The following is a 15,918-nucleotide window of genomic DNA, read 5'->3' as shown; positions in this document are numbered from 1 at the left end:
AAAGGAAATCATGTCAATTACAGCATTTGTCAAACGCATTCAAGACATTACACGAAATGACGCTGGGGTCAATGGCGATGCCCAGCGGATCGAGCAGATGTCTTGGTTACTCTTTTTGAAGATTTACGATAGCCGTGAGATGGTCTGGGAATTGGAAGAGGATGACTATGAGTCCATCATCCCAGAGGACCTCAAATGGCGAAACTGGGCTCACGCTGAAAAGGGTGAGCAGGTCTTGACAGGGGACGACCTGCTGGACTTTGTCAACAACCGGCTCTTTAAGGAATTAAAAGATCTTGAAGTCACGCTAAATATGCCTCTTCGCAAAAGCATCGTCAAGTCAGCCTTTGAAGATGCCAACAACTACATGAAAAACGGTATTCTTTTGCGACAGGTCATTAACGTCATTGACGAGGTGGACTTTAACAGCCCTGAAGACCGTCATTCCTTTAATGACATTTATGAAAAAATCCTCAAGGACATCCAAAGTGCGGGAAATTCTGGGGAGTTTTACACCCCTCGGGCGGCGACGGATTTTATCGCTGAGATGCTTGATCCAAAACTGGGGGAGTCGATGGCTGACCTTGCCTGTGGGACAGGTGGTTTCTTGACCTCGACCTTGAACCACCTCAGTAAACAGCGAAAGACCAGTGAAGATATTCAAAAATACAACAGGGCTGTCTTTGGGATTGAGAAAAAGGCCTTTCCACATCTCTTGGCGGTGACCAATCTCTTTCTTCATGAAATTGACGACCCTAAAATCATCCACGGCAATACCTTGGAGAAAAATGTCCGTGACTATACGGAGGACGAGAAGTTTGACATCATCATGATGAACCCACCTTTTGGTGGGTCGGAACTGGAGACCATTAAAAACAACTTTCCAGCAGAATTGCGGAGCTCGGAGACGGCAGACCTCTTTATGGCAGTTATCATGTATCGCTTGAAAGAAAAGGGTCGGGTTGGGGTGATTTTGCCTGATGGTTTTCTCTTTGGAGAGGGGGCTAAGACCCGCCTCAAGCAGAAACTGGTGGAGGAGTTTAACCTCCATACCATTATCCGCCTGCCGCATAGTGTCTTTGCGCCCTATACCTCCATCCATACCAATATCCTTTTCTTTGATAAGACCAAGAAGACGGAGGAAACTTGGTTTTACCGTTTGGACATGCCAGAGGGTTATAAAAACTTTTCTAAGACCAAGCCGATGAAAGCTGAGCATTTTGACCCTGTCCGTGACTGGTGGGCTAATCGTGAGGAGATTTTAGAGGGGAATTTTTACAAGGCGAAAGCTTTTTCACCAAGTGAGCTAGCGGATTTGAGCTACAACTTTGACCAGTGTGGTTTTCCAAAGGAGGAGGAAGAAATCCTAGAACCTTTGGAGCTTATCCAAAACTACCAGCAGGAACGAGCGGTCCTTAATCAGAAGATTGATGCGGTCTTGGCAGATATTTTAGAGCTTTTGGAGGATAAGGGATGACACCAGAGCAACTCAAATCCAGCATCCTCCAGCGAGCCATGGAGGGAAAACTAGTCCCACAAGACCCAGCAGACGAGCCAGCCAGCGAACTCCTCAAACGCATCAAGGCGGAAAAGGAAAAACTCATCGCAGAGGGAAAAATCAGGCGAGATAAAAAGGAAACTGAACTCTTTCGAGGTGAGGATGGGAAACCTTATGAGAAGTTGGCAGATGGGACGGTGCAGGAAGTTGATGTGCCTTATGATATTCCAGAGAGCTGGGAGTGGGTGAGGTTAAGAAATTTAGGACTACAAATAGGCGACTTTAAACCGAGTGAAGTTCAAGAAACAGGAATACCTGTCTATAAGGCTAATAATATTAAAAACGGGAAAACAGCACATAAATTGTTTGTACTTCTTCAAAAACACTCACGAACTAGGATTACAAAAATCCTCAACACAAATAATTTCTAACATTCTGTTGAATTTAGTAAGCAGCTCGTCGAGGCACATTAATATTGTTAATGATGACTTCACTACAAATCAAGGATGTAAGTCAGTTACACCAACATTAGTCAATTTAGATTTTCTGTATTGGTTACTACAATTTTAGAACTAAAGATATTATTCTACGTTCATCAGGGACAACATTCAAGAAATTTCTGCATCTGGCTTTGGAGAAACGCTCCTCCCTCTCCCACCCCTCGCTGAACAAAAGCGGATTGTTGTCCAAATCGAACGAGCTTTAGAAAAAGTTGAAGCATACGCTGACAGTTACACCAAACTCCAAGAGTTGGAGAAGGCTTTTCCAGATAAATTGAAAAAATCTATCCTCCAAAACGCGATGCAGGGGAAATTGGTTGCCCAAAATCCTGACGACGAACCTGTTGAAGTTTTGCTTGAGAAAATCAAAGCTGAAAAGCAAAAACTCTTTGAGAAGGCAAGCTCAAGAAGAAAGATTTACAGGACGTGGTGGTCACAAGAGGAGATGATAACTCTCCTTATGGGAAGAACGAAGAAAATAGTACTTTCAGTAGTTCGACTATACCAGATATTCCTAATACTTGCGTTACGTTAGATTTGGTAGCTTAGTTCTATTTAATATTGGAAAGACACCACCAAGGAGTGAACCGACTTTTTGGGAAATGATATTTCTTGGGTATCAATTTCAGATATGCCAAACAGTGGTCTAGTCGCAAAAACAAAGGAATATTTATCAGATATTGCTATAAAAAATAAAAATATAAAGATAGCTCCAGCAGGCACTTTGCTGATGAGTTTTAAGTTATCTATTGGTAAAGTTGCAATACTAGATATACCAGCTAGTCATAATGAGGCAATTATCTCAATATTTCCATATTGCGACGAGGAAAATATTATAAGAGATTATTTAATGCGATTTTTACCACTTATTTCTACAGCAGGCAATTCAAAGGATGCCATTAAAGGAAAAACGTTAAATAGCACCAGTATTTCTGAGTTATTGATACCTGTCTCAAATTTTAGAGAGATGAAAGATATTATCACTAAAGTTGATTTACTTTTTGAAAAAGTTGCTCAACTTTTGCACTAATACGCTCTTGTTCTTGTTTGGGAACGAGAGGGATTATAATATTTCCTAAATTTTTTAGGCTAACTCCTCCTATAATGCCTGATTTATTGTCTTGAAAAGCATTTTGGAATTGCGGGCTTTGTAGGAAATAATATAAAAAGGTGTTGTTTCCTGCATAAAACGACAGGTTGCAGAGTTTATTTCCAAAGCAGACAATCTGGTTTAATAAGCCAATTTTACGCCCAGCACTTCCACCTTCTAAACAAAGTAAGATAGAATGAGGCTGGCTTAACTTAAAGCCATCTAAATAAGCATCTGGGATTTTAATACCATTATCGTAGCTGATACTGCCATCGAGCGCAACATCTTTTGTTGCAATATAGTTCGTCCCAATACCCGTTGAAAAGTGTAATTGCTTTTGACTTGCATTGATACTGTTACCAGTGTAAAGATTAGCGACTTGACCTAATGTTGAGGCCCTCCAAGTTGTCATCTTCCCATAAGGAGAGCTTCTAGTACAAAAATAGCAGAAAGTCCATTTGACTTTCTGCTATTTTGCTACCAATTTACCACTTTATCAATAATAGCTTGTTGTTCGGTAGCTGTTTTTCTGAGATAGATGCGTGTTGTCTCAATGCTTTCGTGTCCCATCAAGTCCGCTAAAAGTGCGATGTCGTTGTACTTGGCGAGAAAGTTTTTCGCAAAGAGATGTCTGAAAGAATGAGGGTAAACCACTTTTGTATTGAGCTGATATTTGACGGCGTAGTTTTTCAACTGCTGGGCGATACCCCTAGCCGTAATGGGCTGACCAAATTTGTTTAGAAAAAGATAGCCGCTCCGACGATTTTCAGCTTCAAGCCATTTTTGACAACTGTTCCGTAATCTTTTGGGGATATACAGCCTTCGCATCTTCCCTCCTTTTGAGTAAATGTCAAAATATCCTACCTCTACATGTTCTATTTTCAGCTTTATCAGCTCGCTAACACGGGCACCAGTCGCCCCTAAGAACCAAACCACAAAATGCCATTTGAGATTGTCGTCCTTTTTCAAGCTCCGCTTCAGAAAGAGGTAGTCTGCATGGCTGATAACATCCTCTAAAAAGGGCTTTTGCTGGATTTTGATAAATTTCAGGGTCAAGTCCTTTTGACCAATAAAGATGAGGTATTTGTTAATGCCCTGAAGTCGCAGGTTGACCGTCTTGGGCTTGAAATTATCCAATAAATAACTCTTATACTCCAGTAAATCCTCCATACTCAGCTCATAATGGGCCAAGAAAAAGCGAACACCGTACAGGTAAGATCGTACGGTATTTTCAGCTAAACCAGCTTTTTTCAAATATAATTCAAAGTCTTTCACCTAAAACTCCTATCTGTTTGTGATAGAAATTCCACCGCACCAAACTATTATACTAAAGTTTCGATAACTGCAAAGACCTGGGAAATTTTCGCAACAATCCGCTTTTGCTCGGCAAGGGGTGGGAGGGGGAATAGAGTATTGATAATTTTTTCTTTAGAAATATTAGGCTGAGCACCACCCTCGGCACGAGATGTAAAATTCTTTCTTTCCGACATCAAAAAGTAGAACAAAAAGAGTTTCTCAACTTGAAATAGGGTATTGCAAGCACAACAAGCTTGATTGGTTGTAGCAGGAAAAGTGAGTATTCCTAATTTACCAATCGTAGCACCATACATTGCAATGAGTACAGAGCCTGCAGGGTTGAGTTTGACTGATGTTTTTTCAAGAGCTAAGTCGGAAATTTTATTTGGGATATGGGTTATATATCCGTCGGTCAAATCACCTGTCAATAACCAAGGAATAGATTGAGGTTCATAATATTTTAGATTAGATTTAGAGGGTGTCGCTCCTGAACCCCAGTTTCCAATATTACCCAATCTCACCCACTCCCAAGTTTCTGGTATCTCATACGGCACATCCTGATAGGGAGAGTTATCATCTCCTCCTGTGACCACCACATCCTGCAAATCTTTCTTCTTGAGCTTACCAGCCTCAAAGAGTTTTTGCTTTTCAGCTTTGATGTTCGCAAGCAAAACTTCAACAGGTTCGTCGTCAGGATTTTGGGCAACCAGTTTCCCCTGCATCGCGTTTTGGAGGATAGATTTTTTCAATTTATCTGGAAAAGCCTTCTCCAACTCTTGAAGTTTGGTGTAACTGTCAGCGTATGCTTCAACTTTTTCTAAAGCTCGTTCGATTTGGACAACAATCCGCTTTTGTTCAGCGAGGGGTGGGAGAGGGAGGAGCGTTTCTTCAAAGCAGATGCAGAAATTTAGTTGTGTTTGATCGTCCTGATGAACGTAGAAAATATCTTTAGTTCTAAATTGTAGTAACAATACAGAAAATCTAAATTGACTAATGTTGTGTAACTGACTTACATCTTGATTTGTAGTGAAGTCATCATTAACAATATTAATGTGCCCGATTGGAGCTCGACTAGAATAAACAATAGAATGTTTAGAAATTAGTTGTGCTGAGATTTTTGTAATCCTAGTTCGGTGAGTGTTTTTGAAGAAGTAGCAAACAATTTATGTTTTTGCTGTTTTCCCATATCAGCTAGTTATCCAAATAATATCACCACCATAATAACTAGGTTCAGTGGATTTTGGCGTTCCGCCTGATGTGATTGTTCCAAATTTCTTAACCTCACCCACTCCCAGCTCTCTGGTATCTCATAAGGTACATCAACTTCCTGCACCGTCCCATCTGCCAACTTCTCATAAGGTTTCTTAGCACAATAAATTTGAAGTCAGATAAAATCAGGGAGTATGTTATAATAAAGTTATAATACGCAGGAGCAACACATGAATCAAAAACTATCCCACTACCAATTCTCGCCAGAAAGCCAATACTTGGATAGAAAATCAGCACGCAAGAAGCCGCAGGAGTTGCTTAAGCACCTGATTGCTTTTGCCAATGCGGACGGAGGTCAGTTGGTTATTGGAATTGAGGACGAGAAACAGGGCAATATTATCACTGGTTTCAATGATGGCAGAGCCTATCCCATAGACGATTTCAAGAAGATTGACCGTGGGATGCGAGAGACACCTCTGGATTTGTCTTTTGAAGAAATCCCTGTGGTGAATCACAAGGGAGAAGATGACCTAATTTTAGTTATCTCAGTGGAATTGTCATCAAATCGAGTGATTGCTGCGCCTAATGATGAAGTTTACCTACGTCAGGGCGATGAAACGGTCAAACTAAGTTATGAACAACGCACTCAACTCAGTTACGACAAGGGTCAACGTTTCTTTGAAGATGAAGTTGTGCCTGATGCGACTTTGGAAGATATTGATGACAGCCTCGTTCAGGACTTCAAAAATCGATTTGATATTTCAGACCGTTCCACAGAGGAGGTTCTCAAAGCTCGGCGCTTTCTTGTAAATAGTAAGTTGACCAAGGCAGCAATTTTACTCTTTGGTAAATACCCGTCAGCCTTCTTCCCGCAATCTCGTGTTCGCTTCCAGAGGTTTGATGGCACGGATATGGGGACGGGCAGTAGCTTTAATGTCATCAAGGAAGTAACTTTTGACGACGCCCTGCCTACCTTGATTATCAAGGTTCGGGATTTTATTCGTACACAGCTTCGAGAATTTCAGTATTTGGATGACAACGGGCAATTCCAAATTTTACCTGAGTATCCTGAATTTGCTTGGTTTGAAGGTGTTATCAATGCGGTGACTCACCGTGATTACTCGGTTTATGGCGATCACATTCGTGTACTCATGTTTGATGATCGACTAGAAATTCATAGTCCAGGGAAATTGCCAAATATCGTCACTGTTGACAATATCAAGCATGAACGTTTTTCAAGAAATCCTCGCATTGCTAGAACTTTAACCGAGTTCGGTTGGGTTCGTGAAATGAATGAAGGAGTTAAGCGTATCTATTCTGAGATGGAATCAGCCTTTCTCCATGAACCTAAATACTCAGAACCTGGAAATAAGGTTGTCCTGACACTTGAAAATAATATTGTCAGCCGACATCTCCGTACACGAGATAGTCTAGAAAAGCAGTTTTCTGATTTTGGGAATTTGAATGCAGATGAACAAGCTATCGTTCACTACATGTATAATTCTGGCGATAAAATGACAACAGCAAAAGCTGTTGAACTGACAGGGAGAAGTCGTTCGTTTGTTGTTAAAATGCTGCATCATCTGCGTGTTTTAGGAATCATTACTTGGTTTGGTTCAAGTAAAAATGACCGCAATCAGTATTATCTTTTAGTTGATAAATGATTGTAGTCGGGTTACTATTAGTAATAAGAATACAGTAGAATACAGTAGAATACAGTAGAATACAGTAGAATACAGTAGAATACAGTAGAATACAGTAGAATACAGTAGAATACAGTAGAATACAGTAGAATACAGTAGAACGCAGTAGGATACAGAAAAAGGGCTCATTGTCAACTGTAGTGGGTGACTTATAACTTATAACTAAGCACGAGAGGAGACAAAGTTTGTCTTCTCTTTTACTATGTTCAAAGCGATAAGAATTCTTGTTTTAAAGTTTTCAAAGTTCCGAAAACCAAAGGCATTGCGCTTAATATCTTTGATCAGTTTGTTTGTCGCCTCAAGTTTGGCGTTCGAATAAGGCAGCTGGATGGCATTAGTGACATATGGTTTGTAGCGAACAAGGGTATGGAGAGCTGTCTTGAAAGCTTGATTGAGGTTGGGGTAATCCTCTGTTATCCGGCCAAAGAAATGGTCAGGGTTTTTCTCTTGCAGGTGAAAAAGCAGGAGCTGATAAAGGTCGTAATAGCCCTTTAATTCAGGTACCAGCTGGAAGATTTTGGTCAGGCATTCTTTTGGCGTGATTGTTTCCCTAAAAGTTCTTGAATAAAAGCGGTGCAGCGAGAGTTTTCGACTATCTTTCAAGACCAATTTCCAGTAGTACTTCAAGGCTCGGTATTCAAGGGATTTCTTGTCAAACAGCTTCATGAGTTGAATGCGGGTTTGGTTTAAAGCCCGATTCAGGTGCTGGACACTATGGAAACGGTCAAGGACAATCTCAGCCTTTGGGAATAGGATTTTGATGAGGGGAATGTAAGAACCAGACATATCAACAGTAACGATTTTAACGCTGTTTCTAGCCTTTTTAGAGTACCTAAAGAAATGATTGCGAAGGGTTGTTTGCGTCCGATTATCAAGGATGGTGATGATTTTCTTGGTTTCAAAATCCTGAGCGATGAAGGCGAGTCTCCCCTTTCGATAAGCAAATTCGCCAATGGAGAGCACCTCAGGCAGTTGCGAGAAGTCTTCCTTGAAGGAGAACTGCTTGAGTTTTCGATGGACGGTTGATGGAGAAACCGCTAGGTTTTGAGCGATGTGTGTCAGCGCTTGACGGTTGAGCAGACCTTGAGCGACCTTTTGCCTAAGAGGCTCAGAGATTTGGCAGTTCTTTCGCACCAAGTTAGTCTCAGAAACAGTAACCTTACGGCAGCTTTTGCATTGAAACCGACGCTTTTTAAGCCTGATCAGACTAGGAAAGCCATTGATGTCAAGAAATGGGATTTTCGCCGGCTTTTGGAAGTCGTATTTTATCTGTTTTCCACCACAAGTCGGACACTCTTTAGGCTCATAATCCAGCCTTGCATAGAGTTCAATGTGCGTCTTATGTTGAAAAACGTTGTCTAAAGCTATATTTTTGTCTTTAATTCCGATTAATTCTGTGGTATTCTTAAGGTGTTCCATATGATGCTTTCTAATGTGAGTTTAGTCGCTTTTCATTATAAGTCATATGGGACTTTTTGTCTGCATGAAAAAGGCTCATCATCTCCAGAGTGGATTTACCCACTACAGATATTATAGAGCCGGAATTTTCATGGCAGCTCACTCTTTTGAAAGTGAGCTGCTGTTATCTTTTAGGCTTTCCTAAGACTCATTTAAGAAATAATTTATAGTTACCTTATAGTTGCTTTAAGTCTGCTTGTTATACTGTAGTCAACAAAGAAAGAAAAGAGGATTTTCCTATGAATAGAGCTCAGACATCAAAAACCTTAACTCAGAAACTGACTAAACTTGGTGTTGCTTCTGCGCTTGTCGCTGGTGGAGCAATCGCTGTGCTAGATCATACGGCAACAGCTTCAGCTGAATCCCATGGCAGCTCAGTTTATGGCAAAGTCTCCCAAAATTTGAGTATTAAATACCCTTCGGGGCTTATAAATCCAGCTTTAAGAACAAGAAAAGTGGCAAGCTACGGCAGCTCCGTCTATGGCAAGGTTTCTGAAAACCTCAGTGTTAAATACCCATCAGGTGTAGAAAGCGCAGCACCAACAGCTTCGTCTACCGAGTCCTTTGGCAGCTCCGTCTATGGCAAATTAGCCCAAAACCTCAGTGTTAAATACCCATCAGGTGTAGAAAGTACAACGCCAGCAGCTTCGTCTACCGAGTCTTTTGGCAGCTCCGTCTATGGCAAATTAGCCCAAAACTTAAGCATTAAATACCCAGTATAATTTTTTTCTGCCAGATGAGAAACCTTTTTCCTCAACAAACTTGGAAGTCAACAACGTTAGTGTTATACTTGAAAAAGGTAACACTAACGTTTTTAGTTAAGGAGACAGCATGAATCACAAGATTTTATTGGTCGATGATGAGCCAGAAATCACAGACATCAACCAGCGCTACCTCGAACAGGCCGGCCACTCCGTAACCGTGGCAAGCGACGGGGCACAAGCACTTGCGTGTTTTGACAAGACCTCCTATGATTTGATTATCACTGATATTATGATGCCGCATATGGATGGCTATGATTTTATTAGCCAGGTTTTGTTGGAAAAGCCCGAGCAGCCCTTTTTGTTTATCACGGCAAGAATATCAGAACCCGATAAAATATATTCTTTGAGTCTGGGCGCGGACGATTTTATTTCCAAACCATTTAGCCCGCGAGAATTGGTTTTACGTGTCAAAAATATTCTCAATCGGATTTACGGTAAGAGTCAGCCAGCAGAGCACCTGGTGATTGGTGACTTGACGATGGATCAAAGCACCCGTGTAGTGACGATTGCCGACCACGAGCTGACCTTAACAAACAAGGCGTTTGATTTGCTGTGGCTCTTAGCCAACAATCGCAACCATGTTTTTTCAAAGACAGAGCTTTATGAGCGTGTTTGGGGTGAAGAATTCTTAGATGATACCAATACACTGAATGTCCACATTCATTCGTTGCGAAATGATTTAGCGCATTATTGCACAGATCGTACCCCAACAATTAAGACTGTCTGGGGGCTTGGCTATAAATTAGAGGAATAACATGAGATTACGAACCTACATTGTAATTGGCTATTTAGTGTCTGTCTTGATGACCATTGCGGGTTTGATCATTGGCTTGAACCGGATGTTGATTGAAAGTAAGGATATTTCCTATATTCTCTTAATCACGCTGGTGGCCTCTGTCGCGGGAGGTGTGGTGAATATGCTTTTGCTGAGTAACGTCTTTACTTCCTTAAAGAAATTAAAGCACAAGATGTATGCCATTTCCCAAAAGCGTTTCGACCAGGAGCAGCTTATCCACTCGCCCCAAGAATTTACAGCACTAGAAACTACTCTTAACCAAATGTCAGCTGAACTAGAAGCCAGTTTTGAATCCTTAAATGAGAGTGAACGGGAAAAATCAATGATGATTGCCCAGCTGTCACATGATATTAAGACACCACTGACCTCCATTCAAGCTACCGTTGAAGGAATTTTGGATGGCATTATTGACAAACAAGAAGAACGCCGCTACCTCAATACGATTTCGCGGCAAACCTACCGCCTTAATCAGTTAGTTGAAGAGCTACACTTGGTCAGCTTGAATGATGAAAAGCAGGTGAAAACAGACAGTGATGAGGTTATCTATTTTGAAAAGTTGCTGATTGATATTCTCTCGGAATTCCAATTCCAGTTGGAGCAAGAAAAGCGTCCGGTAGAGATCGAAGTGGATCCCGATGTTGTTAAAATCCATGGACAATATGATATACTGTCACGCATTTTGCTCAATTTAATCAGCAATGCCATCAAATACTCTAAACCTCACACACCATTGATTATCAAGGCCTATCAGACCAAAAACCAGCTGCGCATTGATGTGATTGATAAGGGCCAAGGCATCCGAGAAGAAGATCTCGAACATATTTTTAAACGCCTCTACCGTGTTGAGTCTTCCCGTAATATGCAGACTGGTGGCCATGGTTTAGGCCTGTCTATTGCTCGGCAATTAGCCCATCAAATTAATGGAGACATCATTGTTCAGAGTACATTTGGTGAAGGCAGTTGTTTTTCCTTGGTCATTCCGGCTTAAGAGCTATCCCTCTTATAGCTTAAAGTAGATGATAGAAAGCTAAATACCTCTGTACCTTTGGGTAGGAGGTGTTTTTTTGTGCTTAAATGGTAAATCGCTGCGCAAAGCACAAGTGAACTGTGTAGAATTGTCCACAAAAAGCATAGGATTGTGCATTTTTAAACCGCTTACATTTGCTAAAATGAAGCTATGAGCTCACTGATACTAAAACTATTCCAATCAAAAGACGTCAAAGGAGAACACTAATGAAACGTAAACTCTTGGTAGCCAGCCATGGTCGATTAGCCAGTGGTATTCAAAGTTCCATTGAGATTTTAGCAGGCTGTGGCCAATCACTCACTGTGGTGGATGCCTATATTGATGAGCATGATCATCTTCAGCAAATTAAGGATTTTGTTGCAGACGTTGCTGACTCAGAGCAAGGTATTATCTTCTCAGATTTATTAGGAGGCAGTGTCAATCAACAAGCTGCTACAGCGGTTATGAGTAGCGGCAAAGATAATATTTTCTTGGTCACTAATGCTAATTTGGCAACGGTTCTGGCTACGATTTTCTGTAAGCCTAATGAACCTCTCTTAGAAAGTGATTTACAAACTGTTATTGAGGAATCGCGCGTGCAACTTGTTAATCTAAGTCAGCCGGCTGCACAAGAAGATGATTTTTTTGAATAAGGAATAAGGAGATACTAAGATGATAACGCAAATTCGAGTGGATGATCGCTTAATCCATGGGCAAGTCGCTGTTGTTTGGACTAAAGAACTCAATGCCCCTCTATTAGTAGTAGCTAATGATGAGGCCGCTAAAAATGAGATTACCCAAATGACGCTTAAAATGGCTGTGCCTAATGGCATGAAGCTCTTAATTCGTTCCGTTGAGGATGCTATCAAACTTTTTAATGATCCAAGAGCAACTGATAAACGCTTGTTTGTTATTGTTAATTCGGTGACAGATGCTTGCCAAATTGCCAAAAATGTCGAGCATTTAGAGGCTGTCAATGTGGCTAATGTAGGTCGATTTGATAAATCAGATCCAGCTAGCAAAGTGAAATTAGCACCTAGTCTGCTCTTAAATCCAGCAGAAATGGCAGCCGCTAAAGAATTAACAACCTTGCCAAATCTAGAGGTTTATAATCAAGTGTTGCCAACTAATAGCAAGCTTATGCTTGATCAATTAATGGACTAAGGAAAGGAAATGTCTATGTTAATGCCAGCAACAATGGCAGCCTTAGCTGTCCTAATCTGTTTTGGGGGAAACTATTTAACCGGCCAAAGTATGATGGAGCGACCACTTGTGGTTGGTCTAGTAACCGGACTCTTATTAGGAGATCTCAAGGTGGGAATCTTGATGGGGGCTTCATTAGAAGCACTCTTTTTAGGGAATGTTAATATCGGAGGCGTGATTGCAGCAGAGCCTGTAACAGCAACAGCTATGGCGACTACCTTTACCATCATTTCCCATATTGACCAAAAAGCAGCTATGACTTTAGCTGTGCCTATTGGGATGTTAGCAGCCTTTGTGGTGATGTTTTTAAAGAATGTCTTTATGAATATCTTTGCACCTTGGGTTGATCGAGCAGCTGCTGATAACAAACAAGGCCAACTGGTACTCTTGCATTATGGTACTTGGATTGTTTATTACCTGATTATTGCCTCTATTTCTTTCATTGGTATTCTGGTTGGAAGTGGACCTGTTAATGCTTTTGTTGAACATATTCCACAAAATCTAATGAATGGTTTGAGTGCCGCTGGAGGCCTTTTACCAGCTGTTGGTTTTGCTATGCTGATGAAGCTTTTGTGGACCAACAAATTGGCAGTCTTTTATCTGCTTGGTTTTGTCCTAACAGCTTACTTAAAACTGCCAGCTGTTGCGGTTGCAGTTCTAGGTTGTGTCATTTGTGTGATTAGCTCACAGCGTGATTTAGAATTAGATGCGATGAGGAACGGTCTAGTGAGTTCACAGAATCATTTTGATTCTACAGAATCAGAAGAGGAGGATTTCTTTGCATGAAATCTAAGGAAACATTAACAAAAGCTGAACGTAAGATGCTTCGATCTGTTTTTTGGCGCTCATGGACCATGAATGCCAGCCGGACAGGGGCAACCCAATATCATGCCGTTGGTGTGATCTATACTTTACTACCAGTCATCAATCAATTTTACAAAACCAAAGAAGAAAAAGCGGCAGCCTTAGTACGGCATACAACTTGGTTTAATGCGACCATGCACATTAATAACTTTATCATGGGGCTTGTTGCTTCCATGGAAAAGAAAAATAGTGAAGATCCAGAATTTGATGCCAGCGCCATCACCGCTGTGAAGGCTTCCTTAATGGGGCCGATCTCTGGAATTGGCGACTCCTTCTTTTGGGGTATTTTGCGGGTAATAGCAGCAGGGATTGGTATTTCCTTAGCTAGCACTGGTTCTGCTATGGGAGCTGTAGTCTTCTTGCTCCTATATAATGTTCCTGCCTTCTTAATTCACTACTATAGCTTGTATGGTGGTTACTCTGTTGGGGCTGAGTTTATCAAAAAGCTCTATGAATCAGGTGGTATCAAAATTGTTACCAAAACCTCTTCTATGCTTGGTTTGATGATGGTCGGTTCGATGACCGCTTCAAATGTGAAGTTTAAAACAATTTTGACGGTTGCAGCCAAAGGAGCTAAAGAAGTGGCTTCCATCCAGACTTATCTTGATCAGTTGTTTATTGGCATTGTGCCTTTAATGGTTACCTTGGCAGCCTTTTGGCTCTTAAAACGTAAAGTCAACATCAACTGGATTATGTTTGGCATCATGCTCCTTGGCATTTTGCTAGGTCTATTTGGTATTTGTTAGTCATAATAAAAAGATTGGTAAAACAGACGACTTGTCTATGTTTTGCTAATCTTTTTTGATATGGTGCAAGCTTAACGAGGCACTAGCCTTAAGCCGTTGCTTTTTGTTATAATAACCTTAGTAAAAAATGAAAGGAGATCAGGTGGAAGAACAGTTTAAACGTCATCTTCAAGAAGATATTTCGCGGCATTTTTCTAAGCAATCTTTGATTGTTTCTTTAATTTTGATCTTCTTTTTTATTATTTTTTCATTTGCTCCCCAAGAGATCGGGCTCTACCAAGACTTTCAAACGGTTAAAAGGAATTTTCAAACCAGCATTCGGCATCATTATGGCTTATTAAATCATGTCAGTCAATCCCTAGTTCCTAAATACCTAAGGGGGCAATTATCCTCATCAGAGCTGAACCAGCTTTATTATCAGTTACGGCAGAATGAACAAACTCAGGCTGAGCTTGTCGTGTATAATCAGCAGCAAAGTTTGGTTTTTGCCAGTAACCCGCATTTGGGAAATGTTTTTAACCAATCAGTGCATCTCAGAGAAATTTTGCAACACCTTCAGCTAGATGCCCAAAAAAGAGTTCTGAAGGTAACGATGGAAAATGATAACAGTCATTTCTTGCTGTTTATTAAACCTATTGTGATAGGCCACAGGGCCCAAGGCTATACTTTATTGGTTCTTAATGGGACCACATTTTTGACACCCGTACAAGTCTTAAACTCCAATGTGATTATTGCTGATAAATGGGACAATAGTTTGGTTTTTACTAGTCGCGAATTTGTCGAGTCAAGTCTTGATAAAGTCCGAAGTGCCGCCTTGCAACATCCGATAGTGTTTCGAAATCATCAAGCCTACACCGTTCGCTCACAAGCCTTAACAGATGAGCTGACCTTGTGGCTCTATCGTCCGCTCTTTCCTCTTAAGATGATTTTGCTCTTTTCACTCCTGTCTTCTTTGACGATCTTTATCATCTTGCGCAAAAAATCGGCTATCCTAGCTAATCAAATTGCTGTGGCCAATTCTCAGACGATTTCACAGATGGTGACGGATATGCAGGCTATTTCAAAACAGAAAAAAACCAGAATTCAACTCCACAGCCATGATGAGTTTCAGTATCTTGCTAACCAGATTAACCAAATGGTCAGTCGGCTACAGTCTTTACATAATCAAACTTTAGTTTTAGAAAAAGAGAAATTCCAGTTTGAGCGACGTATGCTTGAAGCACAGTTTAATCCTCATTTTCTCTATAATACTTTGGAAACCATTTTAATCACTAGCCAATGTGATCCCGTATTGACAGAAACCATCGTCTTGCAGTTGACAAAGATTCTTCGCTACAGCGTGGATCAGACTTCTCAGCTTGTCACCCTAGCAGATGACTTGGTCATCATCGAGTCCTTCTTAGCCATCAATGCGATTCGCTTTGCTGAGCTGCGTTATACAATTGATCTTGACCCCAATCTCAAACACATAAAAGTCCCAAAGCTTTTCTTATTGCCTTTGGTAGAAAATGCTATTAAATATGGCTTTAAACAACGCCATGATGTGGCTATTCGCATCACTTGCCAAGTTGATGGAGATCAGTTCCTATTTAAGGTTTCTGATAATGGCCAAGGCATTAGTCCAGCTAAGCAAGAAGTGATTTTAAACCAGCTCCATTCACAAGCCTCTCAACATGGCTTGAGTAACACCTATCGACGCCTAAAGCATTCTTATCAGCGTGTGACACTAGACTTTGAGCAAGCGGATCAGTATTTTTCGGTTATTTTTCATGTAAAGGAGTAGGT

At 40.9% G+C, this 15,918-nt stretch carries 13 protein-coding genes and 3 pseudogenes; 11 read left to right on the top strand and 5 right to left on the bottom strand.

Annotated features, from left to right (window positions below; all coding sequences use genetic code 11):
* The first annotated feature begins 10 nt into the window (after positions 1-10).
* Positions 11-1,477, top strand: coding sequence for a class I SAM-dependent DNA methyltransferase (locus K5J94_RS09350; RefSeq protein WP_221913018.1), 1,467 nt, complete (start codon positions 11-13; stop codon positions 1,475-1,477).
* A pseudogene (locus K5J94_RS09705) lies at positions 1,474-3,028 on the top strand (restriction endonuclease subunit S). The gene K5J94_RS09350 and the pseudogene K5J94_RS09705 overlap by 4 nt, the downstream one beginning before the upstream one ends.
* Here K5J94_RS09705 and K5J94_RS09335 read toward each other — a convergent pair.
* From K5J94_RS09335 to K5J94_RS09700, 4 genes and pseudogenes are all read right to left on the bottom strand, one after another.
* A complete protein-coding gene (locus K5J94_RS09335; RefSeq protein ID WP_159550497.1) occupies positions 2,982-3,500 on the bottom strand; it encodes a restriction endonuclease subunit S in 519 nt (172 codons plus the stop codon). The pseudogene K5J94_RS09705 and the gene K5J94_RS09335 sit on opposite strands and share 47 nt — an antisense overlap.
* 65 nt (positions 3,501-3,565) lie before the next feature.
* Positions 3,566-4,363, bottom strand: coding sequence for a tyrosine-type DNA invertase PsrA (psrA, locus tag K5J94_RS09330; protein ID WP_159565243.1), 798 nt, complete (start codon positions 4,361-4,363; stop codon positions 3,566-3,568).
* Positions 4,364-4,410: 47 nt separating this feature from the next.
* Positions 4,411-5,268 (bottom strand): annotated as a pseudogene (locus tag K5J94_RS09325) (restriction endonuclease subunit S); the annotation flags it as partial.
* Positions 5,269-5,271: 3 nt separating this feature from the next.
* Positions 5,272-5,469, bottom strand: a pseudogene (locus tag K5J94_RS09700) (hypothetical protein); the annotation flags it as partial.
* A 354-nt stretch (positions 5,470-5,823) separates the two neighbouring features.
* On the opposite strand from K5J94_RS09700, the gene K5J94_RS09320 reads away from it, so the two are divergent.
* The gene (locus K5J94_RS09320; RefSeq protein ID WP_221913016.1) at positions 5,824-7,257 is read left to right on the top strand and encodes an ATP-binding protein; all 1,434 of its coding nucleotides are present in this window, start codon (positions 5,824-5,826) and stop codon (positions 7,255-7,257) included.
* 201 nt (positions 7,258-7,458) lie between these two features.
* Here K5J94_RS09320 and K5J94_RS09315 read toward each other — a convergent pair whose 3' ends face one another.
* Entirely contained in the window at positions 7,459-8,715 is a 1,257-nt protein-coding gene (locus tag K5J94_RS09315; protein ID WP_221913014.1) for an ISL3 family transposase, read from the bottom strand.
* Positions 8,716-8,993: 278 nt separating this feature from the next.
* Here K5J94_RS09315 and K5J94_RS09310 point away from each other — a divergent pair, with 278 nt between their 5' ends.
* From K5J94_RS09310 to K5J94_RS09275, 8 genes are all read left to right on the top strand, one after another.
* Positions 8,994-9,476, top strand: a complete 483-nt coding sequence (locus tag K5J94_RS09310) for a hypothetical protein (RefSeq protein ID WP_221913012.1) — start codon at positions 8,994-8,996, stop codon at positions 9,474-9,476.
* A 109-nt stretch (positions 9,477-9,585) separates the two neighbouring features.
* Positions 9,586-10,272 carry a response regulator transcription factor gene (locus K5J94_RS09305; RefSeq protein WP_159544789.1) on the top strand — a complete coding sequence of 229 codons (687 nt, stop codon included), beginning with the start codon at positions 9,586-9,588 and terminating at the stop codon, positions 10,270-10,272.
* A 1-nt stretch (position 10,273) separates the two neighbouring features.
* Complete coding sequence (locus K5J94_RS09300) at positions 10,274-11,302, top strand: sensor histidine kinase (protein WP_159544787.1); 1,029 nt, start codon at positions 10,274-10,276, stop codon at positions 11,300-11,302.
* A 245-nt stretch (positions 11,303-11,547) separates the two neighbouring features.
* Entirely contained in the window at positions 11,548-11,973 is a 426-nt protein-coding gene (locus tag K5J94_RS09295) for a PTS sugar transporter subunit IIA (protein ID WP_159564968.1), read from the top strand.
* 19 nt (positions 11,974-11,992) lie between these two features.
* Entirely contained in the window at positions 11,993-12,484 is a 492-nt protein-coding gene (locus K5J94_RS09290; RefSeq protein WP_159544783.1) for a PTS system mannose/fructose/N-acetylgalactosamine-transporter subunit IIB, read from the top strand.
* A 15-nt stretch (positions 12,485-12,499) separates the two neighbouring features.
* Complete coding sequence (locus K5J94_RS09285) at positions 12,500-13,309, top strand: PTS mannose/fructose/sorbose/N-acetylgalactosamine transporter subunit IIC (RefSeq protein WP_159544817.1); 810 nt, start codon at positions 12,500-12,502, stop codon at positions 13,307-13,309.
* A complete protein-coding gene (locus K5J94_RS09280) occupies positions 13,306-14,133 on the top strand; it encodes a PTS system mannose/fructose/sorbose family transporter subunit IID (protein WP_159544781.1) in 828 nt (275 codons plus the stop codon). The genes K5J94_RS09285 and K5J94_RS09280 overlap by 4 nt, the downstream gene beginning before the upstream one ends.
* A gap of 127 nt (positions 14,134-14,260) precedes the next feature.
* A complete protein-coding gene (locus K5J94_RS09275) occupies positions 14,261-15,916 on the top strand; it encodes a sensor histidine kinase (protein ID WP_221913010.1) in 1,656 nt (551 codons plus the stop codon).
* Positions 15,917-15,918 lie beyond the last annotated feature (2 nt).

The sequence above is a fragment of the Streptococcus halichoeri genome (assembly GCF_019774635.1).
Classification (GTDB): Bacteria; Bacillota; Bacilli; order Lactobacillales; family Streptococcaceae; genus Streptococcus; species Streptococcus halichoeri.
This window is presented reverse-complemented; position numbering and strand designations above follow the sequence as displayed.